This is a genomic window from Chryseobacterium kimseyorum (assembly GCF_025971945.1).
Taxonomy (GTDB): Bacteria; Bacteroidota; Bacteroidia; order Flavobacteriales; family Weeksellaceae; genus Chryseobacterium; species Chryseobacterium kimseyorum.
In genome coordinates this window covers 170,988-197,251 of record NZ_JAPDHW010000009.1, presented here as the reverse complement: position 1 = coordinate 197,251, position 26,264 = coordinate 170,988, and the positions used below count along the sequence as shown (strand labels likewise).

General features: G+C 36.2%; 26 protein-coding genes. 18 read left to right on the top strand and 8 right to left on the bottom strand.

Annotated features, from left to right (window positions below):
• Positions 1-189 precede the first annotated feature (189 nt).
• The 3 genes from OMO38_RS14130 (at position 190) to OMO38_RS14120 (ending at position 2,675) form a co-directional block, all read left to right on the top strand.
• Positions 190-1,857 carry an APC family permease gene (locus OMO38_RS14130; protein ID WP_264750840.1) on the top strand — a complete coding sequence of 556 codons (1,668 nt, stop codon included), beginning with the start codon at positions 190-192 and terminating at the stop codon, positions 1,855-1,857.
• A gap of 120 nt (positions 1,858-1,977) precedes the next feature.
• Positions 1,978-2,301 carry a DUF962 domain-containing protein gene (locus OMO38_RS14125; protein WP_264750839.1) on the top strand — a complete coding sequence of 108 codons (324 nt, stop codon included), beginning with the start codon at positions 1,978-1,980 and terminating at the stop codon, positions 2,299-2,301.
• 26 nt (positions 2,302-2,327) lie between these two features.
• Entirely contained in the window at positions 2,328-2,675 is a 348-nt protein-coding gene (locus tag OMO38_RS14120) for a DUF4377 domain-containing protein (protein ID WP_264750838.1), read from the top strand.
• A 38-nt stretch (positions 2,676-2,713) separates the two neighbouring features.
• Here the strand turns inward: OMO38_RS14120 and OMO38_RS14115 are convergent, their stop codons facing one another.
• Together OMO38_RS14115 and OMO38_RS14110 are read right to left on the bottom strand one after the other, a co-directional pair.
• Complete coding sequence (locus OMO38_RS14115; RefSeq protein ID WP_264750837.1) at positions 2,714-3,655, bottom strand: SPFH domain-containing protein; 942 nt, start codon at positions 3,653-3,655, stop codon at positions 2,714-2,716.
• A 71-nt stretch (positions 3,656-3,726) separates the two neighbouring features.
• Positions 3,727-5,082 (bottom strand): deoxyguanosinetriphosphate triphosphohydrolase, encoded by a 1,356-nt coding sequence (locus tag OMO38_RS14110; protein ID WP_264750855.1) that lies wholly within the window; start codon positions 5,080-5,082, stop codon positions 3,727-3,729.
• A 71-nt stretch (positions 5,083-5,153) separates the two neighbouring features.
• On the opposite strand from OMO38_RS14110, the gene OMO38_RS14105 reads away from it, so the two are divergent.
• The 10 genes from OMO38_RS14105 to OMO38_RS14060 all read left to right on the top strand — a co-directional run bounded on the left by OMO38_RS14105 (position 5,154) and on the right by OMO38_RS14060 (position 13,344).
• Positions 5,154-5,885, top strand: a complete 732-nt coding sequence (locus tag OMO38_RS14105) for a DNA-formamidopyrimidine glycosylase family protein (RefSeq protein ID WP_264750836.1) — start codon at positions 5,154-5,156, stop codon at positions 5,883-5,885.
• 578 nt (positions 5,886-6,463) lie between these two features.
• Positions 6,464-6,964, top strand: coding sequence for a MepB family protein (locus tag OMO38_RS14100; protein WP_264750835.1), 501 nt, complete (start codon positions 6,464-6,466; stop codon positions 6,962-6,964).
• 170 nt (positions 6,965-7,134) lie between these two features.
• The gene (locus tag OMO38_RS14095) at positions 7,135-7,845 is read left to right on the top strand and encodes an AAA family ATPase (protein ID WP_264750834.1); all 711 of its coding nucleotides are present in this window, start codon (positions 7,135-7,137) and stop codon (positions 7,843-7,845) included.
• Positions 7,846-8,014: 169 nt separating this feature from the next.
• On the top strand, positions 8,015-8,869 hold the full coding sequence (locus OMO38_RS14090) for an aminoglycoside 6-adenylyltransferase (protein ID WP_264750833.1): 855 nt from the start codon (positions 8,015-8,017) through the stop codon (positions 8,867-8,869).
• 262 nt (positions 8,870-9,131) lie between these two features.
• Entirely contained in the window at positions 9,132-9,617 is a 486-nt protein-coding gene (locus OMO38_RS14085) for a YfbM family protein (RefSeq protein ID WP_264750832.1), read from the top strand.
• A 3-nt stretch (positions 9,618-9,620) separates the two neighbouring features.
• Complete coding sequence (locus OMO38_RS14080; protein WP_264750831.1) at positions 9,621-10,067, top strand: hypothetical protein; 447 nt, start codon at positions 9,621-9,623, stop codon at positions 10,065-10,067.
• A 481-nt stretch (positions 10,068-10,548) separates the two neighbouring features.
• Entirely contained in the window at positions 10,549-11,109 is a 561-nt protein-coding gene (locus tag OMO38_RS14075) for a Crp/Fnr family transcriptional regulator (RefSeq protein ID WP_264750830.1), read from the top strand.
• A gap of 179 nt (positions 11,110-11,288) precedes the next feature.
• The gene (locus OMO38_RS14070; protein WP_264750829.1) at positions 11,289-11,621 is read left to right on the top strand and encodes a DMT family transporter; all 333 of its coding nucleotides are present in this window, start codon (positions 11,289-11,291) and stop codon (positions 11,619-11,621) included.
• A gap of 191 nt (positions 11,622-11,812) precedes the next feature.
• A complete protein-coding gene (locus tag OMO38_RS14065) occupies positions 11,813-12,298 on the top strand; it encodes a toxin-antitoxin system YwqK family antitoxin (RefSeq protein WP_264750828.1) in 486 nt (161 codons plus the stop codon).
• A 314-nt stretch (positions 12,299-12,612) separates the two neighbouring features.
• A complete protein-coding gene (locus tag OMO38_RS14060) occupies positions 12,613-13,344 on the top strand; it encodes a hypothetical protein (RefSeq protein WP_264750827.1) in 732 nt (243 codons plus the stop codon).
• Between the two features lie 414 nt (positions 13,345-13,758).
• On the opposite strand, the gene OMO38_RS14055 is transcribed toward OMO38_RS14060, so the two are convergent.
• Complete coding sequence (locus OMO38_RS14055; protein ID WP_264750826.1) at positions 13,759-16,764, bottom strand: LamG-like jellyroll fold domain-containing protein; 3,006 nt, start codon at positions 16,762-16,764, stop codon at positions 13,759-13,761.
• 389 nt (positions 16,765-17,153) lie between these two features.
• Here OMO38_RS14055 and OMO38_RS14050 point away from each other — a divergent pair, with 389 nt between their 5' ends.
• The 4 genes from OMO38_RS14050 to OMO38_RS14035 all read left to right on the top strand — a co-directional run bounded on the left by OMO38_RS14050 (position 17,154) and on the right by OMO38_RS14035 (position 20,263).
• Entirely contained in the window at positions 17,154-17,933 is a 780-nt protein-coding gene (locus tag OMO38_RS14050; RefSeq protein ID WP_264750825.1) for an SDR family oxidoreductase, read from the top strand.
• A gap of 117 nt (positions 17,934-18,050) precedes the next feature.
• A complete protein-coding gene (locus tag OMO38_RS14045; protein WP_264750824.1) occupies positions 18,051-18,407 on the top strand; it encodes a hypothetical protein in 357 nt (118 codons plus the stop codon).
• A gap of 93 nt (positions 18,408-18,500) precedes the next feature.
• Positions 18,501-19,340, top strand: coding sequence for a BRO-N domain-containing protein (locus OMO38_RS14040; protein WP_264750823.1), 840 nt, complete (start codon positions 18,501-18,503; stop codon positions 19,338-19,340).
• A 14-nt stretch (positions 19,341-19,354) separates the two neighbouring features.
• Positions 19,355-20,263 carry a helix-turn-helix domain-containing protein gene (locus OMO38_RS14035; RefSeq protein ID WP_264750822.1) on the top strand — a complete coding sequence of 303 codons (909 nt, stop codon included), beginning with the start codon at positions 19,355-19,357 and terminating at the stop codon, positions 20,261-20,263.
• Between the two features lie 137 nt (positions 20,264-20,400).
• On the opposite strand, the gene gcvP is transcribed toward OMO38_RS14035, so the two are convergent.
• Entirely contained in the window at positions 20,401-23,259 is a 2,859-nt protein-coding gene (gcvP, locus tag OMO38_RS14030; RefSeq protein ID WP_264750821.1) for an aminomethyl-transferring glycine dehydrogenase, read from the bottom strand.
• Between the two features lie 458 nt (positions 23,260-23,717).
• Between gcvP and OMO38_RS14025 the strand changes: the two genes are divergently transcribed.
• Positions 23,718-23,873: a hypothetical protein gene (locus OMO38_RS14025; RefSeq protein WP_191735664.1), complete on the top strand. Its 156-nt coding sequence runs from the start codon at positions 23,718-23,720 to the stop codon at positions 23,871-23,873.
• Between the two features lie 48 nt (positions 23,874-23,921).
• Here the strand turns inward: OMO38_RS14025 and OMO38_RS14020 are convergent, their stop codons facing one another.
• From OMO38_RS14020 to OMO38_RS14005, 4 genes are all read right to left on the bottom strand, one after another.
• Positions 23,922-24,569, bottom strand: a complete 648-nt coding sequence (locus tag OMO38_RS14020) for a DnaJ domain-containing protein (RefSeq protein WP_056080995.1) — start codon at positions 24,567-24,569, stop codon at positions 23,922-23,924.
• A 384-nt stretch (positions 24,570-24,953) separates the two neighbouring features.
• Complete coding sequence (locus OMO38_RS14015) at positions 24,954-25,223, bottom strand: hypothetical protein (protein WP_264750820.1); 270 nt, start codon at positions 25,221-25,223, stop codon at positions 24,954-24,956.
• Between the two features lie 88 nt (positions 25,224-25,311).
• On the bottom strand, positions 25,312-25,650 hold the full coding sequence (locus OMO38_RS14010; protein ID WP_263002348.1) for a hypothetical protein: 339 nt from the start codon (positions 25,648-25,650) through the stop codon (positions 25,312-25,314).
• Between the two features lie 12 nt (positions 25,651-25,662).
• Positions 25,663-26,217 (bottom strand): RNA polymerase sigma factor, encoded by a 555-nt coding sequence (locus OMO38_RS14005; RefSeq protein WP_128414330.1) that lies wholly within the window; start codon positions 26,215-26,217, stop codon positions 25,663-25,665.
• Positions 26,218-26,264: the final 47 nt, after the last annotated feature.

The window sequence follows — 26,264 nt, the reverse complement described above, 5'->3', positions numbered from 1 at the left end:
AAGATTTTATCCACAAATTATCAACGAAAATATCGAAAAGATATTGCATAAACAAGTCTTTTCACATAATGTTAGTTTGTGGATTATTTTTTAATACTAATTAACTTTTCAACAAGAAAACTTAAGAAAATCTTAATTATTTATCAGAAATAATTACATTTGTTTTTTTCAACTTTATATAATCATTGAATGAATCAACTCTTCAGAAGGAAAAACTATTCAGCAACAGATACTTCCACCAATCTTTTGCGGGTTTTAGGAACTTGGGACATCGTTTTTTTTGGAATTGCCGCTATCATTGGAGCCGGAAGTTTCAGCAGTTTGGGTGAAGCCGTTTTCAGAGGCGGCCCCGGCGTTATCCTACTCTATCTGATCTGTGGTTTTGCCTGTGGTTTTACCGCTTTATGCTATGCAGAATTTGCGAGCAGAATTCCTACAGCGGGTTCCGCTTACACCTATGCCTATGCAAGTTTTGGTGAATTGATGGCCTGGGTGATTGGCTGGGCATTAATTATGGAATATTCTTTCGGAAATATTTATGTCGCTTTCTCATGGTCGGATTATTTTACAAGCTTTCTTGAGCGGCTTGGAATGCATATTCCAGATTACCTCACGTGCAGTTATACTGAAGCGAAAAAAGCATTTCAAAACGGTTCTGAAAATAAAGAACTGATTAACGCCTGGACGTCTGCTCCGTTACTTGGAAGTTTAAAATTTATCGTTGATATTCCGGCACTGGTGATCAATGGTTTGATTACCTGGCTGTGTTACCGTGGAGTGAAGGAAAGCAAAAACTTCAACAATTCTTTAGTAATTTTAAAACTGGCCGTTATCGTTTTGGTGATCTTGGTTGGCTTTTCATATATCAATACCGAAAACTGGACACCTGTAAGTATTGAAGGTACCCGGTCTTTTATGCCGAACGGTTTTGCAGGAGTTATGAGTGCGGTTTCAGGAGTTTTCTTTGCTTACATCGGTTTCGATGCTTTAAGTGTACTTTCAGAAGAAACAAAAGATCCACAGAAAACACTTCCGAAAGGAATGATTATTTCTTTGGCTCTTTGTACCGTTATTTACATCTGCCTGACTTTGGTTTTAACCGGAATGGTCGACTACAGAAAATTTGACGGCGTCGGTGATCCTCTCTCTTTTATATTCGAAAAAACAAATGCCAATGTTGCCTGGATGGAACTGACGGTTTCATTCGTAGCAATTGTAGCGATTACCACAGTTTTATTGGTATTCCAAATGGGACAGCCAAGAATCTGGTACGCGATGAGCCGTGACGGTTTGATGCCGAAAAAGTTTCAGGAAGTACACCCAAAATTCAAGACACCGGCTTTTGCAACGATCGTTACTGGTATTGTGGTGGGAGTTCCTATTATTTTCACAGATAAAAGTTTCATTTTAGATTTTACAAGCATCGGAACTATTTTCGCTTTCGTGCTTGTCTGTGCGGGAGTTTTAATGCTTCCTGCAAAAGAAAAAATCAAGGGCAGATTCCACCTTCCTTACATTAATGGAAAGATTTTGTTTCCGGTAATTTTCATCGGAGCTTTAGTAGGTTTTTACTATTTCCAATCTGAATTTTTTGATACGTTAATGGATTGGAAAGATCCTAAAAACGGTGAATTCAGAGCTTCAATTTTCTTTTTTATCTTAATTAATTTAGGATTGTGTGTTTTGACATTTATTAAAAATCTGTCACTGATTCCATTAATTGGTTTAAGCTCCTGTCTGTATTTATTAACAGGAATGAGCCACGAAAACTGGTTCTATTTCGGAATTTGGTTTGCCGTAGGACTGGTTATTTATTTCTGCTACGGATATCAGAACAGCAAACTGAGAAACCCTTAAATTAAATAAATATAAAATATTGAGAGTCAAAATACATTCACGTATTTTGACTCTTTTTTTAGAAAAATGTATTTGGCGAAATAATTGCTAAAGCTTTTTAAGAACTTTAAAATTAATGCCATGTCTGAAAGAATCAAAACATTCAAAGAGTTCTACGGGTTTTATCTTGATGAACATAAAAAATTAGGAACGAGAATTTTTCATTTTCTGGGAATTCTGTTTGTTTTTATTGTCATCGGCTTTGTCATTTACACCGGAAAGGAAAGATTTCTTTGGTACATTCCGATTTTCGGATATGGTTTTGCTTGGCTGAGTCATGCATTTATTGAAAGGAATAAACCCGCCACATTTAAATATCCACTTTGGTCATTGCTTTCGGATTTTAAATTATTCTTTGAACTGTTGACTGGCAGACAGAAATTCAAAACGCAGGAAAAAGCTTAACTTTGATCACCCTTAAAATTTTAAATATGAAAAATATACTGAAAGCACTTTCCATCATAACTCCGATGGTGATGCTGTTTGTTTTAGTTCAGTGCAAACCGATGCCGGGTTCATCGTCAGGAGATGAAAAAACCTTTATTGTGGCTTCACAAACCGTCGACTGCACCGGAGTTGCGCCGATGAAATGCCTTCAGGTAAAAGAAAAGGAATCTGACAGCTGGGGAAATTTCTACAGTAATATCGAAGGATTCACCTACGAACCCGGATTTGAATATGTGTTAAAAGTAAAAACAGAAAAAATTCAAAACCCACCAATGGATGGTTCCTCCATAAAATATACTTTGGTACAGCAGGTTTCCAAAACCAAGAAATAAAAAAACCTCTCAGAATATTCTGAGAGGTTTTTCAATTTTTATTTGCCTGAGTGTCCAAAATCTTTCGGAGGTTTCGGATAATTTGCAGTGTTTAGTTCATCCATTTTTTGCGTGGCCGCCATTGAAACAACCAGGTCATTCAGCATAGAACTCGCCGCTGTAGGAGAATTGGGAAGTAAAACCAAATTACTTCTGTTATTAGCTCCAATAGACTGTAAAGTATCATAATGCTGTGTCACAACGATTAATGCAGAAGCTTCCTGAGCATTAATATTAGCTGCATTCAGCATTTTCACAGATTCTTCAAGACCTTTGGCAATTTCTCTTCTTTGATCTGCAATACCCTGTCCCTGTAACTTCTTAGATTCTGCCTCAGCTTTTGCAACCGCAACAATTCTGATTCTTTGCGCCTCAGATTCGTACTCCGCAGCAGTTTTTTCACGTTCTGCAGCGTTGATTCTGTTCATCGCGTGTTTCACCTGCTCGTCCGGATCAATATCGGTCACCAAGGCCTTGATAATATCGTAACCATAACTTTGCATGGCCTCCTGCAGTTCACTTTTTACCGCAACTGCGATATCATCCTTTCTCACGAAAACATCATCCAGTTTAGTCTTCGGAACCTCTGCACGTACAACATCAAACACATAAGAGGTAATCTGATTTTCAGGATTTTCCAAACGGTAATATGCGTCTTTCACGTTTTCTCTGATCACCTGATACTGCACAGACACTTTCATTTTAATAAAAACGTTATCCAAAGTTTTAGTATCAATGATTACATCCAATTGCTGAATTCTAAGATTCAGACGCTTTGAAATCTGATCCAGAAAAGGAATTTTTAAATGTAAACCGGCGTGGCTTACTTTTAAGAATTTGCCCAGTCGTTCTACAACCGCTGCAGATTCCTGCTTGACGGTAAAGAAAGAAGCAAATAATGTTACGAGTCCGAAAAAGACTAAAATGCCTAAATAAATCATATTATATAGTTTATGAGTGAAGTGATAAGATACAGCTTTTAAGGCAATAAATCAAATTAAAATGAATAAAATTACATCGTCATCCCAATATCAATCCCTTTTATTTTTCTATACAAATCTGTTGCATAGTTGTCGGTCATACCAGAAACAAAATCAATAACCCCCAAAACTTTCTGATATTCGCTTCCATCTTCGTACACAAACTGTTGTGGAAGAAGTTTGAGCGCCATTTTATCATAAGATTTCCGCTCATCTTTAGGTTTTAATATAGATGGAATAAAATGATCTAACAATTCGTACATAACATTATAACCTGCATTTTCAATCTCCACAACCGCTTTGTGATTGTAAATTTTTGCAATTGAATAAGTTTCTATTTCCTGCAACGCTTTATTTCCGTCACGATAGATATCAAGCAGACCTTTATCTAAATTACCTTCTAAAATCGTATCGAAATTTGTTTTAAAACTTTCAATCGATTTATTGATCAGGGCATTGATTACTTTCGCTCTCAGATAGGAAACCCTTTCATTGTCATTCGAGATGGCAACCAGTTTATCTTTCACTTTTTTGATGTCCTGATTTTCAGATTCAATAAGATCAAGGAATAGGTTTTCGCAGTCTGCACTTGAGATAATTCCGAGACGGTGCGCATCTTCCATGTCGATAATGTTGTAGCAAATATCATCGGCAGCTTCCACAAGCCAAACGAAAGGATGTCTTTTAAAAATATAAGGCTCATCATTTTCCTGAATCAGATTGACGCCTTTTGCAATTTCTAAAAACGTTTCTTTTTCATTCTGAAAAAACCCGAACTTCTTTCTGTGAATAATTCCCTTTTTCTTGGCAATGGCTTCACAGGGATATTTGGCAATACTCGCCAAAGTGGTAAACGTAAGCTGCGTTCCACCCAAATCTTTTCCCTGCTGTTGATGAGCGAGAACTCGAATTGCATTGGCGTTTCCTTCAAAATTCACCAAATCTGCCCATTCTTTTTCAGAAAATTTGGGTTTCAGATCATTTTCATTTTTATCAAAATAACTGGCAATTGCATCTTCACCCGAATGTCCGAACGCGGGATTTCCCACATCATGACAGAGACACGCCGCAGCAATGACATTTCCTAAATTATGCCGATAAAAATTTCTGGATTCCTCAGTAAGATCACTTGTATGATTTTCTGAAATATATTCTCCGATTACACTTCCTAAACTTCTTCCCACAGAAGAAACCTCCAGTGAATGCGTCAGACGGTTATGTACAAAAACACTTCCAGGAAGCGGAAAAACCTGCGTTTTGTTCTGCAGTCTTCTGAATGCTGAAGAAAAAATAATACGGTCAAAATCTCTTTGAAAATCTGTTCTTGAAGCAACAGTATTCGGATTGTTACCGGTGCGCTGACTGGTAAAAATCTGGTTCAAATTCATCATTTTCCAAAATTAATTCAAATTTTACTTTTAAAGGAATAATATTTGAGTTTTTCTTTAAAAACAAAGCCATGCCTGAAGGTCCAACTATTGTTCTCATGAAAGAAGATCTGCAAAAATTTGTAGGTGAAAAAGTTACTGATGTAAGCGGAAGCGAAGTTCCCAAAAATTTTAAAATTAAAGGAGAGATCTTACGCGAAATAAAAACATTTGGAAAACAGACCTTTCTGATTTTCGATACGATTATATTTAAAGTTCACCTGATGATGTTCGGTTCCTACAGTTTTTATAAAAGGAAAGATATTGATACATTACGTTTGGGATTGACTTTTAAGGATGAAGGAATGTTTTTTTACACCTGCGTTGTAAAAGTCGTGGATGAAAGTTTTCTTTCAAAAATAAACTGGGAAGCTGACATTATGAGCAAAAAATGGAGTGATGATAAAGCAATTGAAGAAATGCATCAGCATCCAGAAATGATGATCTGCGACGCATTGATGAATCAGGATATTTTTGCCGGCGTTGGCAATATCATTAAAAATGAAGCACTTTTTCGTGCACAAATTCATCCGAAATCTTTAATTAAAAATCTCACCGAATCAAAACTTAAAAGGATTATCAAAGAAACCAAAGAATACGGCTTCGAGTTTCTCAAATATAAACGAACAGAAACTTTAAGCAAAACATTTCAGGTATACCACAAAAAAAAATGTCCGAAATGTGGCGGAGAAATCATCAAGAAGGAAACCGGGAAAAGCAAACGAATGAGTTTTTTCTGTCAAAATGAACAGAAATTATACTGATCTCAAAAATTTCTTCAGTACAATTCTGATCATTAATTTTTATTCATCTTACATAAATAAGGCATCATTAAATGATGCTTTTATCTTTATTATGCAATGCATTTTTATATTATTTAGATTATCAACTCTGAAATACAAAATACAAATACATTAACAGATTCACATTATTTTACGAATTAAATAATTTATTCTTTAGACATTTTCCATTAAAAATTTAAAAATACTTAATCAAGATTCAATCTAAAATAGCTTAACAAGCTCGTAACAAACTGATATACATCATAATATTTGTATTGCCTGTACAATTTGAAAGCCGTAATATTGCATTACAGAATTCGCAACAAATAGTTAAATAAATAAAAATTCAAAAATTATGATCGCAATCGTCGGAGTAGCAACATGTGCAGTTTTAGTTTCATCTTACATCGCAACAGTGAAAAAAGAAAACAACTAACACTTTTTAAATAGTCTGCCTATAAAGCAAATTTATCAGTTAGTATTATTTATGTTTGCAGTCTCACTGACTGCCCGCTGTTTTACTCAACCGGAGTAAAGCAGCGCAAAAAAACATAAAAATAATGATTACAGAACTTGAGCAACTTAACAATTCCGTTTTTTCAAAGCTTAATGTAATTATTTCCCATCTCCTACCGGATCTTGAATGTGATGAATACCTGGGTTACAATTTCCAGTTAGATCAGTTCAGCATAAAATTCAGAAAGGCTAAAATCACACCCAAAAAAATCGGACAGTTTGTGACACTATGGAAGAGAAATCCTGTAAACAAACAGACCGAACCCTTTACGTACCAAGATCCTTTTGATTTTTATATTATCTTTTGTAAAAATGATGGCAGAACGGGCTTTTTCTTTTTTTCTAAACAAATTCTTATTCATCAAAATATTCTCACTACTCATTCCAAAGATGGAAAGAGAGGTTTTAGAGTATATCCAACTTGGGATTCTCCGGCAAGCAGACAGGCTTTAAAAACTCAGGCTTGGCAACAGTATTTCTTTATTGATTTTTCAGATAACAATTTCCTCGAAAAACTCCGTCAGTTAGACTGTTTTGCATTATAAAATAATGAAAAACATATCGAGAACCCGTGAACCAAGGAGATCAGTCTAATAATAGACGAATAATACAATTTTTCAAGACCAACTCAAAGTGACTTTAGTCAAAATCTAACATTCAAAAGTTTCTAAAGAATTATCTTTGTCATTCTAAACTCCCGTAATTAAAGCTAAAAATGAATCTTTACGACCTCATCATTCAGGACAAAGAAAAAGTAATGCTCGATGATGTTTTTCTTGAACCCCGAATAAGGGAACAGTTTGTACAGCTGATAAAAGAACAGACCTACGCCAAAGAACTGATGGAATACGGACTTCCCGTCAACAATAAAATCCTTCTCGAAGGCAGTTCAGGTTGCGGAAAAACCATGACGGCAAAAGCGGTTGCAAATGCACTAGCTAAAAATATCATCATCCTCAACCTCAGCAATATTGTATCTTCACGTATCGGCGAAACGTCTCAAAACATTAAAATGATTTTTGATAAAGCAGCTCGTGAAAGATCAGTTTTATTTCTCGACGAGCTCGATCAGATCGGAAAAGCCCGTGGAAGCGATGACAAAGATGTCGGTGAAATGAGAAGACTGGTAAATACTTTAATCCAGCTGATAGATTATTATCCTGAAAATGCGTTATTACTTTGCGCCACCAATCATGCAGAAATTATTGATACGGCGATCATCAGGCGCTTTCAGCTGAAAATAAAATACGAAATGCCATCCAGACAATTTTTAAATTCTTTCTACGACAGTCTTCTTGCAAAATTTCCGGAAGATTTAAGGAATATTGAAAGGAAGTATGAAGTTTCTTTCGCAGAAGCTAAAGACTATGCCTTTACGGTGGTGAAAGGGAAATTGATAAAAAAACTAGAAGGAAAAAAAATTTAATCATTTTGTGAAATTAGAAAATCGAAATTCGCTTCATTACCCACAAATACTTAGCTTTCTACCCAGTCGGAAATAAAATTGTTATTTATTGAAAATTAATTATTTTTAAACATAATCGTTTGTAAAGACCTACTGTATAATAATCAAAGTCTGCCACAAATTTTAAAACATGCGTAATCAAATCGAAATTTACACTACAATTCTCGACTTTGCAAAAGCTGATGACAGAATCAGAGCCGTACTTCTTAACGGTTCGAGGGCTAACTCTAACGTAGCTCCAGACAAGTACCAGGACTTTGATATTATGTTTATTATCAACGATCTTGATTCTTTCATTATTGACAGAAGCTGGATCAATACATTAGGAAAACCCCTGTTACAACAGCTTCCTGATGAAATGGAATTGGGAAAAGATGCCCATGATGAAAATTTCTCTTTTAGATTTCTAATAATGTTTGAAGACCAAAACAGAATAGACCTTACCCTGTTTCCCTATGAAAAAATCAAGACAGACTTTAAAACAGACAGCTTAACCATTGCTTTGCTTGACAAAGACTATCTATTTAATAACATTCCCAAACCATCTGATAAAGATTATCATATTACTAAACCAAATCAAAGAGAGTTTTCAGAAGTATGCAACGAATTTTGGTGGTGTATAACAAATGTTGCAAAAGGCTTGAAACGGGGAGAAATGATCTACGCAAAAGATATGTTGGAAACCGTAGTAAGACCAATGTTTTGGCAAATCATCGAATGGAATATCGGAAATGAAAATGATTTCAAAGTGTCCATTGGTAAATCAGGGAAGTTTGCAAAAAACTTTTTAACACACTTTTTTTACGAAAATATTTTAAAAACATATTCTGATTCTAATATCGAAAACAATTGGAACTCTTTAGAGCTAATGACTACAATATTTAAGGAACAGCAGGAAAAATTAGCAAAAGAGCTGAACTTAAAAAACAACCTACTGGAAGCAGAAAATTCAATAAAATATATAAAGAATATACGGACTGAGTAACGTACCGCCAACTGAAATTAGTGAATTCCTCAGCTGCAGTTAAATCCTCTAACACTGCCAAAATTTAAGTCACAGCGACTGCTCCTTCGCAAATTTTCCATCTTTGATCTTTTTTCATTTAGGTTTGAAAATGAGAATAGCTTTTTATTATATATTTAATTATTTTTAGCGCAATTAGTTGGAATTGACGCAATGCGTAAATCCAAAAGTTATGGGCAATTTTACAAAACCTTGGTATTGACAGACAAAAAACTAAAAAATTATGGGATTAAGAATGAGATTATTTCAACTGAACCAAGATAAACTTGACGAAATTATTGAAAATCCTGAAGAACTTTTTGAGATAGATTATTCAGAACAACAATACAACTCAATAGAGATTGACAAATCTTGGGGCGGGCTAAAATTTATGCTTTCAAAAATAGAAACAAGTAATCCGCTTAAATTATCAATGCTCATTTCAAGTGAACAAGAAATTGAGGGCATTGATGAATTAACGTCAGACCTTTATGATGTAAATTTTCTTACCAAAGAACAAGTTAGGGAACTAACAACGTTTTTAAATAAATTAACGGAAAATAATTTGAAAAATAATTTTGACTTCAAAACAATGAATGAAAACGACGTTTATGGAAATCCATTCGACAAAACTTATTTTTCATACTTTGCTGAATATTTTGAACATTTAAAGAAGTTTTATCAAACAGCTACAAAAGAAAGAAAAGCTGTAATAACATTTATTTCTTAACAGATGGCAAAAATTGACAAAAATTCTGTTTTAAATTATCGTAATAGCGATGAGTTAATTGATTTCATTGCTATGAATAGATATGAAGCTGAAAATCAGGACATACTTACAAATGGAATATTAAAAACTCTTCCAAGTTTTGTTCAAGATGTAATATTTATCATTGACTTTGAAACAGAGTTTGAAATGCAAGGACTTTTTACTTTGTTAGAAAATACGACAGGAAATTATCTTACTAAAATATCAAAGAGCTTCTATAATACAAAAAATATTGATATTTCAACTTTAATTAGTGAGTTACATACAAATGCAAGAAGACCAAATAGAGCAAATAGAAAAACAAATAACGAAACATATTTTGGAGAAAGAATTTTGGAAAAATGTATCAGAAACTATAAACGAAAACATAAAAAACTGCCCATAACAAGGATTTTGCGTCAGGCGGGCTGAAGTGCAAAATTCAACGGTAGTTTTTCAATTAAACATTAGTAACAAAACCAGCTTTTGTGCTTCGAAATCCCGCCCGAACGCAAAGCCCCCGAAACGTTGGTGGCAAGGCTAACAGATACTCTATAAGTATTGAAAAGTGATAAAATCAAATTACATAACAGACATTATAAATCTATTACTTGACAGTGAAAAACTTGGGCTTTTTTATTGACCTTAAATAAAATTGGTTCCGAATGAATATTTATTTATTTTTAGGCTAATTAGTTTTGATCGGCGTATTGCGTGAATCAATAAGTTTACGCCAACCTTTGAAAAAATCGCACAAAAAAAAAGAAAAGACAGACTCATCGAAATAATTATAAACAATGACATTTAACGACTGCCAACCCAAAAGTTTGAAATCCTTCGGTACAACTTTTTATTAATAAAAATTACACTTTACTAGACGATCTTTTCAAAAACACCAACATGACATCCCAAAATGAACCCGCTCATCTCCAAATTCAAAACGTACGGAAACCTACCTCCCGAAGTTGAAAAAGAAGTTGCACAATATGTAAAGTGCCAGACAAAACAAAAAGGCGATTTCTTTTTAAAAAAAGGACAAATTGTGTCAAGTCTTTTCATCATCGAAACCGGGCTTGTACGCGCCTTTTACCTCAAAGATGACTGCGAAATCAATTCGTGGTTTGGTTTTGAAAACATTATTTTGGGTTCTGTTTTTCCAATCTTTTATGACCAGCCATCTTCCGAAAGCATTCAATTTTTAGAAAAGACGACGTACCATTATATTTTAAGTAAAGACCTCAACGAACTTTACAGAAGATTTCCTGAAATGAACACCATCGGACGAAAGATGACGGAAGAATACTGTGTTATTTTAGAAGAAAGAATCAATTCGCTTCAAACGCAGACTGCGGAGGAACGTTACCATACTCTGCTCAAAAATGAACCTTCTGCCACACAGAGAATTTCATTGGGTAATATCGCTTCATATCTGGGAATTAAACCGGAAACTTTAAGCCGAATCAGAAAAAAGTAACCTTAATTTGACTTTTGTCAAATTCGTCCCTTCAATTTTACACTTTATTTGCACTGTTAATATTGCTAAACAGAAATTGTTACAGGCTGCCGTTGCAAGATTTCATTTTTAGATCTTTCACGGACAGGGATACCTGTGTAAAACTGAAAACAGATTGATAATAAAATAATAAAAATCAGATGAAATATTTCTTCTTAATTATGGCAATCGTCAGTGAGGTTGCTGGCTCTAGTTTTCTAAATGCTTCAGATCAGTTTAAAAAATTACCTTTTACACTCGGTGCAATCATCGCATACATCGGCTGCTTCTATTTTCAGGGGATGGCTCTGAAATATATTTCAGTAGGTATTGCATACGCATTATGGAGTGGACTTGGGATTATACTCACCGCCCTCGTCGCTGTACTTATATTTAAAAACAAATTAGACTTGCCTTCTGTCATTGGTATTGTTTTAATTCTTGCCGGAGTTATTGTCATTAATATTTTTTCAAAATCAATAGATCAAAACTAGTATAAGCTAATATATCAAACAACGGTTGGCCAAAAAAGGAAAAAGCTGAAGTCAGAACTTTGGCTTTTTTCATTTGTGCTTAAAATAAAAATTGTTAGTGATCGGAAATTTATTTACTTTTAGTAGAATTAGTTTGGATTGACGCATTGCGTCAATCCAAAAGTTATCTGTAATTTTAAACAAAGACCCCGATGAAAAGAATATTACTGACATTAACTTTTTCAATTCTAACTTTTGGAAATTTATTTTCTCAAAACATAAACTTAGATGAATACGAAATTTATGTGGAAGACACACTAATTGGAAAATCTGACTTTATTAAAAATGGACAAAATTTATCACCTGAAAAAGCAAAAAAACTTGAATTTAAACCAATAACTGATGGAGATAAAACATCTTATTATTTTAACGGAAATATATATTCCAAAGGTTTAATTAAAAATCTTAAAGAAAACGGGAATTGGGAATATTGGCACTCTAACGGGACTAAAGCACGTGAAGGTGAATTTATTGATGGAAAACCAAACGGGACGCACAAATATTGGTATGAAAACGGACAATTACGAGGAATTGGAGATTGGAAAAATGGTGTTTACGACGGAAAATGGGAAATGTATAACGAAAATGGAAAAGATAAAATAATTCAAAATTATAAAAACGGAAAACTAACTGACTAAAAAAACCACAGCTAACAAGGGTTTTGCAATAGTGGGGCGAAACTGCAAAGTTCAACGGTATTTCTTCGATTGAACTTTGTGCAAAATTGAAGATTTGTGCTTCGATTGCCCCACCATCTGGCGCGAGCGTCCCGCTCGTGCCCACCTCTTAGCAACACTTCACCTGCTACCGCAAATTCCGTCATCTGACCATAAAACAAAAAAAACTTCGTCCCCTGGCGAGGTTTTTCCATTTTAAAAATTCTGTCGCAATAACACTCACTTCAAAAATATTTTTATATTTGTTATGCTAACAATTTAAACACAAATGACTTATGGCATCAACATCCGAAACCGGACACGCAAAAAATGTTGCGAATTTCCACACACTAATCGAATTCGTTAAAGGGTATGGTACAGCCTACAATCCTTCAAAACAAAGCATTCAAATGCCGGCTTTACTTGCTCTAAAAGATTCTGGAGACACAGAAATGGCAAATACTTTATCAAAGAAAAACAATTACCAGAACAGAGTAAATGAAAGACAACTCGCATTTAGCGATGTTGAAAACCTGGCTTCAAGATTGGTCAACGCCTTAGAAGCAACAGATGCAGCCACAGGCAGCATTAAAAATGCAAAATCTTTCCGACAGAAAATATTGGGTAAACGTGCCACCCAACCCATAGAATCCACAGATCCCAATGCTCCTGATTCCAAAACAATTTCTGTAAGTCAGAACTCTTTTGATCAAATCACAGAGCATTTATCCGGACTGAAAACCGTGCTGGAAGCAGAACCCAACTACACACCCAATGAGACAGACCTGCAGGTAGTCACCCTATCAGCAAAAATTCAGAATTTATACGCCACGACAACTGCTGTCAACACAGCCCTTGCAGAACTTAGCACTTCCAGAATCAGCAGAAATAAAATTCTGTACACCGAAGAAAACAGCATCTACGAAACAGCTAAAGACGTCAAAAAATATATCAAATCAGTATTCGGTGTTAGCAGCCCGGAATTTAACCAGATAAAAGGTTTAAAATTTACAGGTTTAAAAAAATAATCTTATATATAACGCCGACAGGTTACAAATGGTCGGCGTTTTTTTTCCTCCTGGTTATCCCTACAGTCAATCTTATACCACCCAAAAGAAATCTCGCGCCACCTCAAAGAATTCTCATTCCACTCATAAGCAATCTTACCCCACCGTAGAGCAATTGTTATAATGAACAAAGCAAATTCACTTCGTAAAACAGCAATCCTTTCATTACAATAAGCAATCCAACTCCCGTAAAAAGCATTATTAGTTTCTCAAACAGTAATAACGTAACCACCCACCATTCCTCTTCCTCTCAGGGGTGGATTCTTCCGAAGAAAAATGGCGGTGTGATTAAAATTTAGCACAAAAAAAATCCTTTCAAATAAATTGAAAGGATTCTTCTAATAAATATGAAAATTAACTAAGTGTGCTCTTTTTTTACTGAACAATAATTTTAAAATTACTATTCAGATTATCTCCTGAAACATTCAGAATATAATTTCCTGAAACCTTTCTGCCTCCAAAATTTAAATTAAATAATCCGTTTCCGTTAGCATTCAATTTCTCTTTGATGATCACTTTTCCGCTCATATCAAGAACCGTCGCTGTCAGGCTTGATTTTTTATACTCAGGAAGTTTAATAAACAGTTGATCTTTCACAGGATTCGGATATACGGTTCCTACATTTTTGCTGATGCTGAATTCCGCATTCCCCAATACTGCCTGATTATACAGTGCAGACACTTCTGTAGCCGTCAATGCGTAGTTATACATTCTCAGTTCGTCAAATGCACCTTTGTAAGGAGCTGACGGATTGGCTGTTCCCAGGAACTCGAGTTCACCAATATTTCCGATAATGAAATCACTTGTTTCACCAATTCCGGTTACTGCCGTTTCATCTCCTTCAGCACTCAAAACGCCGTTCGTATAAATTCTCATTTTATGCGAAACAACATCCCTCTGAATAACCACATGCACCCAATTGTTGGTAAAATAATTGGCAACCGGAGATGTAATTTCTTTTTTCGTGACATCATCATCAATGGCGTATCTCAACTGTCCGCCCTTGATTTCTATATTAAAACGTTTCCCCGTTGCTCCTGTCGTAATATTTTTAGTGATCGAACCTTTACACAAAACGTAAAGACTCGTTGCCGACGACGACGGAATCATACTTGCCGGAGCCTTCATCCAGTAAGAAACGGTAAATGAATTGGTATTAAATAAAATATGATCCTGATGCGGAATACTCGCAATATAAGGCGGAGTAGCCGGAGCAGTTGCCAGATCTATAGCATTATTCTCTTTTCCGGGTACTCTTACATTCGAATTATCATAGGCTACATTTAATGTTCCATGATTGGCGTAAGAAGTTACATCTGCAATCTGTTCACCGGATAACGGAGCTTCAGCAAATGGCCAGTTCCCTACAAGACTTGGAGTAATCGCACGGAAACTCCATACATTTCCGGTTACAGCACCCAGTGCATTGGAAGAATCAATTCGCCAGTAGTAATTAGTCGAAGTACTCAATCCGGTCAGTTGGTGCGATGGTGTTGTAGAATACGGTACTGTCGCAACATTTGTTAAATTCTGAGGATCTGTTCCAAAATGAACGGTATAGGTTGTAGTATTCGTACTGCCTGTCCACTTTAAAAGTAGATTACCGTTATCAAGCTGAATATTGGTATTTCCATTGGCAGGAGTCGGATTCGCTGCCTGTGCCGGAGCCGATGGTACCGGTGGTGTAGTCACCGTTGCATTAGCGGTATACACAGAAGATTCCGTAGCATTGGTCGCTTTTACTCTGTAGTAATACTGAGTGTTTGGCGTTAAACCGGTTTCATTATAAGTTGTCGTATTTGCAGGTAATGTAGCAATTACCGTGAAAGCAGTACCGTTTGGAGATCGCTCCAGTACATAATTCGTTTCGTTCGTAGCATTGTCACTCCAGTTCACAGTTAAAGAACTTGCAGTAGGAGTTCCCGATGTCAGTGCATTGGTGAAATTTAAATTAGATGGCGGAATGATAAATGCCGGTGGAGCTACATTAGGTAAGTTATTTATATAAACTTCAATGTTCAGGTATGGTGCGTGTACAGTGCTCACAGCTAATGCGTCAGCAACGTTTGGGTTTAGTCCGTTGGCAGTTTCCCATGCGTCAGGCATTCCGTCATTATCGGTATCCAAAGGAGCCGGAGCACCATAAATGTGACCTGCACCTCCATTCGTAAACCCGAATTGAGTCGTTAAATCAGTCTGCACATAAACATAAGTCGCTGCTGTTCCTTTCGAAGAAAGATCTGAGATCATTAACTGATCTACCTGATCACGTACCGGATAAGATGCTCCAACACCTGAAACAATATTATTAAATGCAGCCTGTGCCGTCAGTGTCGGATTTTTCATCGGATAATCGTAGGAAGTGGGCTGTATGGCAGTGATGTCTCCTACAGGATATCCTGTTAAATCTTGTGGAACCAAAGTTCCGTCTAAAACACCGTTTTTATTGTTATCAAAATAATTCCCGGAACCGTATAAATTAAAATTCGCATTTCCTACACTGAAAGGGGTGGTAACAGCACTGTTTGTATTCGGTCCTCCGATAAAATAGTTATTGATAATGTTGGCATAAGAAGCTCCAGCGGAATCTCCACCCATAATATAGGCTTCACCTGATTGAGTATGTCCGTATGTATTCCCATAATTCCCCCAGTTGTAAACAACATTATTCACGAATTCGTTGATTCCTTTAATCTTATTATTACGTGTTTTATTACAGATGTATAAATTTCCGATCAGACTGATCTTACCTCCCGGTGGCGGCTGCATTAATCCTCCTGCAGAGTGATTGTGACGGTGCATTCCCTGTCCGATAATAGAATTCTGGATCGTAATATTGTCCGGAGCTGTTCCATTATTATCCCAGTTGACAGAAAATACCTCATCTGTACCCCATGTAAAAGTCATGTGATCCAAAATAATATTGGCTCCGTTGGCAATTCCTGATGCATCCTGATTCTGAGCCGTTCCTCCATAACGGATTCGCATAAATCTGGCGATGGTATTATTAGCTCCCGAAAATGAAACTCTCGGTCCTAAAAATAAGATTCCCTCTCCTGGAGCGGTCTGTCCAGCGATCGTGGTATTGGCGGCTACGGCGACAACAGACTGTAGATTAACAATCCCTCCCACTTTAAAAATCACGAAACGTCCAGGCTGGCTTACGGCATCACGGAAAGAACCGGCACCGCTATCGTTCAAATTGGTCACCAAATAGATTTGAGGATTGGCTGCTCCTCTCGCTCCTGTGGTATATCTGCCAAAACCGGTAGCTTCCGGAAATGCCAGTGTCTGAGCATCTAAATTAACTGCGGATAAGGTGACTCCACAAAGCAGTAAAGATTTAATTACCTGCTTAAAAAGTAAAGATTTATTTTTCATGGATATTAATTATTTTGTGTTTACCAAGCTAAACACAAACCCAAATATGAGCATCCTGCCCCATCCTGCTGAGGTATTAGAAATCAATCATTTACCTAAAGCTTTTTCAATAAAACTTCATTTTAAAGCAAAGATTGCATAGTGGCTACGGATTAGTAGAACGGTATAAACAGTAAAAAAAAACTCACTTGGAGTAACCTGCTCATACATGTTTTTAAAAATTTTTCTTCATGATTTTGGGGTTACAAGCAATTTTTATCCATTTATTGATGTTAAAAAAGTAGAACTGAATTAAAAAACACCTTCCACTTTGGCTACAGAATTCAGAATTTCGGCTACATCCACCAGTTGTTTTCTACAGAACTTTGCTTCAACAAAAAATAACAGCAATGGATTTAAAAAACAGCACCATCCTCATCACCGGAGGAACCAGCGGAATGGGTTTGGAATTTGTAAAACAGCTCACTGAAATCGGGGCTAAAATTATCGTAACAGGCCGTAACCTTGAAGCGTTATATGAAACGAAAAAGCAGTTTCCCAATGTGCATACTTTTCAAAGTGATGTAAGCAATCCCAAGGATATCAAAGATTTGTTTGACAACGTCACCACACTGTTCCCGGATTTAAATATCATCATCAACAATGCCGGAATGATGCGTCTCATCGATTTGCAGGATCAGTCTTTAGATCTGGAAAATATCAACCGTGAAATTGCCACCAATCTTACAGGAACAATTCAAATGGTACATCAGTTTTTGCCTCATTTGTTCAAGCAAAAATCGGCAGGTATCGTTAACGTAAGTTCAGGAATTGCTTTTATGAGTTATTCACCTGCACCGATTTATAGTGCCACAAAAGCCGGCATCCGTGCATACACTCAGGCTTTGCGACTTCAACTGGAAAATACAAATGTGAAAGTTTTTGAAATGATTCCACCGGGAGTGAAAACAAATCTCCAGAATGATTGGGTAAAACAACCTAATCCTGCAATGATGATGAATGCCGATGAAATGGTAAAAATTTCCATTGACGGACTTCTGAAAGATAAAAAAGAATTGAAACCTTTCCCTATCAGAATTATAAAGTTGGCCACCCGACTCATGCCAAATGTCCTGTTGAACATTGGTCACAGGGAATTCAGAGAAATCAAAAAATTGAAAAGTAAATAAGTTATTATTACTTCATAAATGATGTTTTAAACCTTTCGGTAAAATGATTTTTTTTAAATTTAAATATTTAAAGATTATTACATTCTTTACAAAAAATGTAAATTAAAAATAAAAACAATGGTAAAAAGTATTATTTCTCTGGCATTATTGCTGGTTTCAGTTTTTCTGGCATTCAAACATGGTTGGGACACTCTGAATTACAAGAAACATCCCGAATCTTTAAAGATGATGAACGAGCTCGGCATCACCGAAACTATGATTCCCATCTTTGGTGGATTGACGATATTGATTGGTATTTTGCTGATCATTCCTAAAACTTTTTTCCTGGGAAATATGCTGAATGCAATCTCGATTGTGATCATTATGGCATTGGCAGTAAAATCAGGAAATTTCAAAATGGTTTTAATGGAAATTCCGTTCTTGATTATGCCTTTGGTGTTGATCTGGTTGAAATATCCTTTTGTAAAATCTTAATATAATTTGGATTTTTTCGAACACAATAAACTCATCAGTACAGATTTTTTACGGAGTAATTTTGTAAATTAGTGGAAACAAAAACTCAAAAAAATGAAAGAAAACGCCGTAAAAATATTTGAGCAAAAGAAGGTGCGTACACATTGGGACGAGGAGGAAGAAAAGTGGTATTTTTCTGTTATTGATGTGATAGAAGTTTTGACAGGAAGCAGTATTCCGAAGAGGTACTGGAGTGACCTGAAAAAGAAACTTACCAATGAAGGAAGTCAGTTGTACGAAAATATCGTACAACTGAAGTTTCAATCATCTGATGGTAAAAAATATGCTACAGATTGTTTAGATACACAGAATTTGTTACGACTCATCCAATCCGTTCCATCGCCTAAAGCGGAGCCTTTCAAACAGTGGCTTGCAAAAGTCGGTTACGAAAGAATGCAGGAAATCTCTGACCCTGAACAAAGCCTTGACAGAGCACGGGAAAACTGGCAAAAACTGGGGAGAAGCGAAAAGTGGATACAGCAACGAATGAGCGGTCAGGAGACCCGCAACAAACTCACTGATTACTGGAAAGAAAATGGTGTGGAAAAATCTGACGAATTTGCTTTTCTAACCAACATCATTCATCAGGAATGGACAGGTCTGAAGGTAAAAGAGCATAAAAATTTAAAAGGTTTGCAAACTCAAAACCTTAGAGACCATATGAGCGAGGCAGAACTTATTTTCACTGCCTTAGCCGAACTCTCGACCAGGCAAATTGCTGAAGTTGACGAAGCCAAAGGAGTACCACAAAATGCCGTTGCTGGCAAAAAGGGCGGAAAAATTGCGAAAGATGCAAGACTTGCATTAGAAGATCAAACCGGCAAAAAGGTCATCACATCAGAAAATTTTCTTCCACCACCGACAGAAAAGAAAAAAATCAGTAAAAAGAAATAAGCATATAAACTATAATGAAAAAAGGCAGCCCACTCCGGATAAAATCTATTTCTGAAGTTCACAAAATTGCAGGACTTCCCCAGCCCAACCATCCTTTGATCAGCATTGTAGATGTTTCAAAATTTACAAATGATTCTGATGTGAATGCTGTGGTTTTTGATTTTTACGCAGTGTCTCTGAAACGGGGTTGTGATAATTTATTGTACGGTCAGCAGAAATATGATTTCGATGAAGGGTTGATGGCCTTTATGGCGCCCGGACAAATTTTGAGAGGCGAAGAAAGTGGGATTCCGCCAAATCTGGAGGGCTGGATGATGTTTATTCATCCCGATTTTCTGTGGAATTCTTCACTGGCAAAAAAGATAAAGCAATATGAATATTTCGGATACGCCACCAACGAAGCCTTGTTTCTTTCCGACAAAGAAGAAACGATGATGAACGGGATCATAGAAAATATTCGTGGCGAATACAATTCGAATATTGACAAATTCAGTCAGGATGTGATCATTGCCCAACTGGAATTGCTTTTTACTTATGCTCAACGCTTTTATGAACGACAATTCATTACCAGAAAAATCACGAATCATAAAGTTTTGGAACGGTTGGAAGATGTATTGAATGATTATTTTAACAACGAAGATTTGGTCTCAAAAGGTTTGCCTTCAGTGCAATTTATTGCTGATACGCTGAATATTTCAAGTAAATATTTAGGAAGTTTGTTAAAACAGCTGACTGGGCTTTCCACACAACAGCATATCCACGAAAAGCTGATTGCAAAAGCAAAGGAAAAATTATCAACATCAGAATTATCTGTTTCAGAAATTGCTTATGAATTGGGATTTGAGCACTCACAGAGTTTCAGTAAATTGTTTAAAACGAAGACCCAGCAAAGTCCTGTGGAGTTTAGGGCGGGATTTAATTAGATAATGAATGTTTTTTGTAATTAAAAAAATTAACCAGCAAGTAGAATTGGTTGTTCTGAATTATTAATCAATCAATTTCGTTTACAAAAAATCCCTCTCAAAACTGAAAGGGATTAATTATATAAAAAAACTTTTAATTACATATAAGCTTCAATCGGCTCACAAGTACAAACTAAGTTTCTGTCTCCGTAAGCTTCATCAACTCTGGAAACTGAAGCAAAGAATTTGTGCTCTCTAACCCAGTCTAATGGATAAGCTGCTTTTTCTCTGCTGTATGGTTTATCCCATAAGTCAGAAATTACCAATTGCTCGGTGTGAGGAGCGTTTTTCAATACGTTGTTTGCCTGATCAGCTTCGCCGTTGGCAATCTCGTCGATCTCATATTTGATAGCGATAAGAGCTTCTGCAAAACGGTCGATTTCAGATTTGCTTTCAGATTCTGTAGGCTCGATCATCAATGTTCCTGCAACCGGGAAAGAAACCGTAGGTGCGTGGAAACCGTAATCCATCAATCTTTTCGCAACATCAGCCACTTCAATTCCTAAAGATTTGAACTGACGGAAATCTACGATACACTCGTGCGCTACTCTACCTTCTGTATTTGAATATAAAATAGGGAAATGCTCCGCTAAGATTTCTTTTAAATAGTTTGCATTTAAAATCGCGTGCTCAGTTGCTTTTTTCAAACCTGAAGTTCCCAACATTTTGATGTAAGCATAAGAAATATTTAAGATCAATCCAGAACCGTAAGGCGCTGCAGAAATTCCTTCGATTGCTTCTTTTGAACCTACTTTAATGTTGGCATTGGTTGGTAAGAAAGGAACCAAATGTTTCGCAACACAGATCGGACCAACACCAGGACCTCCACCTCCGTGAGGAATAGCAAAAGTTTTGTGAAGATTTAGGTGACAAACGTCTGCTCCGATGTTTCCTGGACTTGTATATCCTACCTGAGCGTTCATGTTGGCACCATCCATATAAACCTGTCCGCCGTGATCGTGAACCAATTGGGTAATTTCTTTAATATTGGCATCAAAGAATCCGTAAGTTGACGGATATGTGATCATTACACAAGAAAGATTTTCAGAGTGCTGTTCCGTTTTTGCTTTGAAGTCTTCAAAATCAATTTCTCCGCTTTCAAGGTTTTTAACGACAACAATTTTCATTCCTGCCATAGCTGCAGAAGCCGGATTGGTTCCGTGTGCAGACTGAGGAATCAACACCACATTTCTGTGACCTTCACCTCTTGAGATGTGATATTCTCTGATCACCATTAATCCTGCATATTCTCCCTGAGCTCCAGAGTTGGGCTGAAGAGAAGTTCCTGCAAAACCAGTAATTTCAGAAAGATCTTTCTCTAATTCTCTAATCATTTCCTGATAACCTCCTGCCTGATTTACCGGTACAAATGGGTGAATACTTCCCCATTCTGCCCATGAAAGCGGCAACATCTGAGTCGCAGCATTCAGTTTCATAGTACAAGAACCAAGAGAAATCATTGAATGAGTTAATGATAAATCTTTTCTTTCAAGACGCTTGATGTAACGCATCAATTCTGTCTCTGTATGGTATTTGTTGAATACTTCTTCCGTCAAAATCTCATCTTTTCTAAGATTTTCTTCAGGAATGCTATATCCTTCTTTTATTTCTAATTTAAAAGTCTGCTTGTCTTTGAACTGAGCGAAAGAAGCCATCAAAACATTCAGTTTTTCAAGCGTTGTACTTTCGTTGATCGCAATGCTGATAACGCCTTCTGTGAAATAGTTCAGGTTTAATTTATGATCAAGCATCATTCTCATTAATCTTGCTTTCTCATCTTCAGCCATCACGATTTTTACCGTATCAAAGATCGGCTCTTCAACCGTCTGATAACCTAAAGCTTTCAATCCGCCTTTCAAAGCATTGGCTTTAAAGTGAATCTGGTCAGCGATATAATTTAATCCTTTTGGACCGTGATAAACAGCGTACATTCCGGCCATAACCGCTAAAAGAACCTGAGCAGTACAGATGTTTGAAGTCGCTCTTTCTCTTTTGATGTGCTGCTCTCTCGTCTGTAAAGCCATTCTCAATGCACGTTTTCCGTACATATCTTGAGAAACCCCGATGATTCTTCCCGGAATATCTCTTTTATAATCTTCTTTACAAGAGAAAAACGCTGCGTGAGGACCACCGTACCCCAATGGAATACCGAATCTCTGCGAAGTACCAACTGCACAGTCAGCGCCCATTGATGCAGGAGATTTCAATTTAACCAAAGCCATAGGATCACAGGCAACAACAACCTGTAAGTCTAATTTTTTGTAGTCAACGATATCTTCTGTGTAGTCTAAAACGATTCCGTTTTTTCCTGGATATTGCAGTAAAACTCCGTAATATGATTCGTCGAACTGGTGCGTTTTGTGATCACCTTCAACGATTTCGATTGCTAAACCTTCAGCTTTTGTCTTTAAAACAGAAACGGTTTGAGGTAATACCAAATCAGAGATAAAGAACTTGTTGGCTCCTGCTTTTTTCTGATCTTTAGTTCTGTTGTTGAAGAACATGTGCATTGCTTCTGCAGCTGCCGTAGATTCATCCAACAAAGATGCATTTGCCAAAGCAAAACCTGTCAAATCGCACACAACAGTCTGATAGTTAAGCAAAGCTTCTAATCTTCCCTGCGCGATTTCTGCCTGGTAAGGCGTGTACGCTGTGTACCAGCTTGGGTTTTCAAAGATATTTCTCTGAATCGCCGATGGCAACAGGGTATTGTGATATCCAAAACCGATATAGCTTGTATAATCAGTGTTCTTCGCCGCCAATTCTTTCGAATGGTTCAGCATCTGATATTCTGAAAGCGGTTCTGAAATGTTCAGATCATTTTCTAAACGGATTGATGATGGAATGGTTTGAGAAATCAATTCTTCGATACTTGAAACGCCAACTTTTTCCAACATTGCCTGCTTATCGGCTTCGTTTAGGGAAATGTGACGGCTCACAAACTGCTCTGTATTCATTTTTATATATTAGATTTTGTTTGAAAAAAAAGATTCGTAAAATTACGATTTTTAAAATGATTTCGCAACCTAAGTCTCTGTCGGAGATTGCCTTTTTATAATTGGCTTTAAAATATGGGTTTTGAATCTTACTAATCTGTGATTATAATTAGTAAAGCAGAATTTATTTAAATCTTCTATCGGAACGATTTTAGTCATTAAGTTGTTGATAGAAGCCTAATTTTAATACTAAAAACATTAGGTTTTTGCTTATTAGCGGTTCTTAAGTTTCACAAAGCCGTTTGACATCGTCGAATTTTCGATCTAAGTTATAAAAGCTGAAGGTTTTTGTGATTAATTAATGAAAATCATCTATAAATATTCCCACAAAATATTGTCTCAAATCCTTTGCTAATCAGCAATTAAAGAAATTTTAAATTTTATTAATTATATTTATTCTAAATTAATATATTTGCAGTATGAATAACATTACTCCGTTTAAAGTTCCGCCATTGACTCCGGTATTTTCTTTCACGAATGAAGAAATGTTCTGTGGCGACAAAAAATCTTGCTGTAAAAAATTCAAGAAAGGTAAACGATGCAAAAAATGTCCGGGAAATAAAAAGCTGGCTTAATTTGGTTGGAGTGTTTTAGTGTCTGAGAGTTTTTGGATTTCTTAAATCTTAAATAAAATTGCTGATCCAGAAATAGATAGCAATTGCTAAAATAATAATTCCCCAAATCAGCAACATAATCTTTGGATAACCTCGTCGGTTGATAACCGTTCTGGGTTGTGGCTTAAATAATTCCTCCGCTCTGTCTCTGAACTTTTCTCCGTCAGATTCAAAAACTTCCGTTATTGTAATACCCTGAACTACAGTTTTATGCAAAAGCGAATTGGTCGCATGCAGCAGCAACTGAAATTTTCCGTTTTTAAATTCAGTAATCTTAAAAATTCTTTCTCCATACGCCTTTTCCAAACCAAACGGTAAAACTTTCACCACATCAGCATTCTGAGTTTGCCAAGTGATGATGATTTCCTCACCTTTTTTCGCATGAATTTTATTCGCAGAAAAAGTCTTAATTGAAGGTGGAACGGTATATCTGAAACTTTTCTGAAGGCTTTCTAAATTCTGGTCGTAAGTAATCCTTCTCCCTTTATCGCTCAGCGTTTCGTACGCTTCCTGAATTTCTTTAAAACGTTCGGCAAAAAAATCGTCGTTCTGGTTTTTATCAGGATGGTATTTTAACGAAAGTTTTCTGTAGGATTTTTTGATGTCTTCATCTGAAGCATCACGAGAAATCCCGAGAAAATAATAGTAGTCTTTCATTTAGGCTAACAAAAATAAGGATTTTGTTCTTGCGGGCAAAAATAATGATGCCGCGAATGCACGAATTTTATCAGAATGCGCATATTATTTTAACGCAAAGGTCGGTAAGATCCTTTCTAATTCTTTGCGAATCTTTTCGTTTGCAAAGGTGTTCTACTCAGCAGATGATTGCGGCATTATTCAGTTTTTATTTTGAGTGAACGATTATCGTATTTGTTATTTTTTCAGGAATTTAAGGATCCATTTATCTTCGTTGACAAGATTCCTCCGGAATAACAAACTTTGTGTTGATTTAAATTTAAATAAAATTCGTGCATTCGTGGCAAACAAATTCCGACACATTTTTTGCGCCGGAATTAACAATTTCATTTAGTTACTTTCTATTTATGCTTCTGCAAAATCTTCTTTTCCCGCATCTTTTCTGCAGCATCTTGAAGCAAATTCTTTCTTAAACTTTCCTTTCAGTTCCTGATACTGCTCCTCATCCATTTCTCTGATCTTGTCTGCCAATCCGAAAGGCGATTTTTCTTTGATTCCATATTCATTAAAAATACCTCTTACAAATCTTTTTCTTTCAATTACTTTTTTGGCAACCACTGCAACTCCTGCAACGGCAAGTGCTCCAAGAACACCTTTTAATACTGAATTTTTCATTTTCTTAAATTTTAAATTTTACTACTTCTTGTTTTTTTATAGAGACGAATTTGTTTCAGTTTTTACTTTACTACTTCAAAAATTTAAACTATTCGTTATTTCTGTTGAAAAATCCGCTTGAACATTTCTGTCTCCAGACTTCTTTGAATTTTTCTTTTTCCTCGTCAGACATCCCTTCCATCTTATGTTGCAGATGTTTCTCTTTCATATCTCTCATTCCTCTCCCGAATTTTCCGTGAAATCCACCAAAAAGAATTTTACTCAACACCAGAATTCCCATTGCCTGCCAGTAACTGATACTTTTCACACCAAGAACTTCTGGTAAAATGCAGTTCCAAAGCCACATTACAATCAGCGCAACAGCAAGGAAAATCAAGGGCGGACATAAAATCAGAAGTGCCCAGCTTTTTTTATATTTATTGTTCATTTTGCTTTATTTCTAATTATTTAAATCTTCGTACAACTGTCTCAGTCTGTTTCTCAAATGCTTTACTGCGTAATTTTTACGGCTGATGATCGTTTTGATATTTTCTCCCTGTTCATCAGCGATCTCCTGTAAAGTTTTATCATTTAATTCATTTTCCATGTAAACCAGTTTCTGTTTTTCCGGAAGTTCTTCTAAAGCTTCAAACAGTTTTTTCCAAATTTCATCCTGAAACATCTTTACATCGGGTCCCGCACTGTCGTCGAGCAACAGAATATCTTTTATCGAAAACGATCCGTCTTCATCTTCGTAGACAAAATCTTCAAGGTTTTCGGTTTTCTTTTTCCGGTATTTATCAATGATTTTGTTGGAAGTAACGCGGTATAACCATCCGCCGACATTTACAATTTCAGAAAGATTGGTCAAACTGCTGAACTGATACCACACCTCCTGCAGAATATCTTCCGCATCTTCGGTATTTTTCACTTTCGGGCGAATGAAAGACATCAGTTTTCCACCGTAGTTTGATACGGTCTGCGAAATAATGTTTTCCTTTTCCTTCTGTGGCATTGTTATTTTCTCGGCAATCTCCATATTGCTATGACGATTGTTGTTTT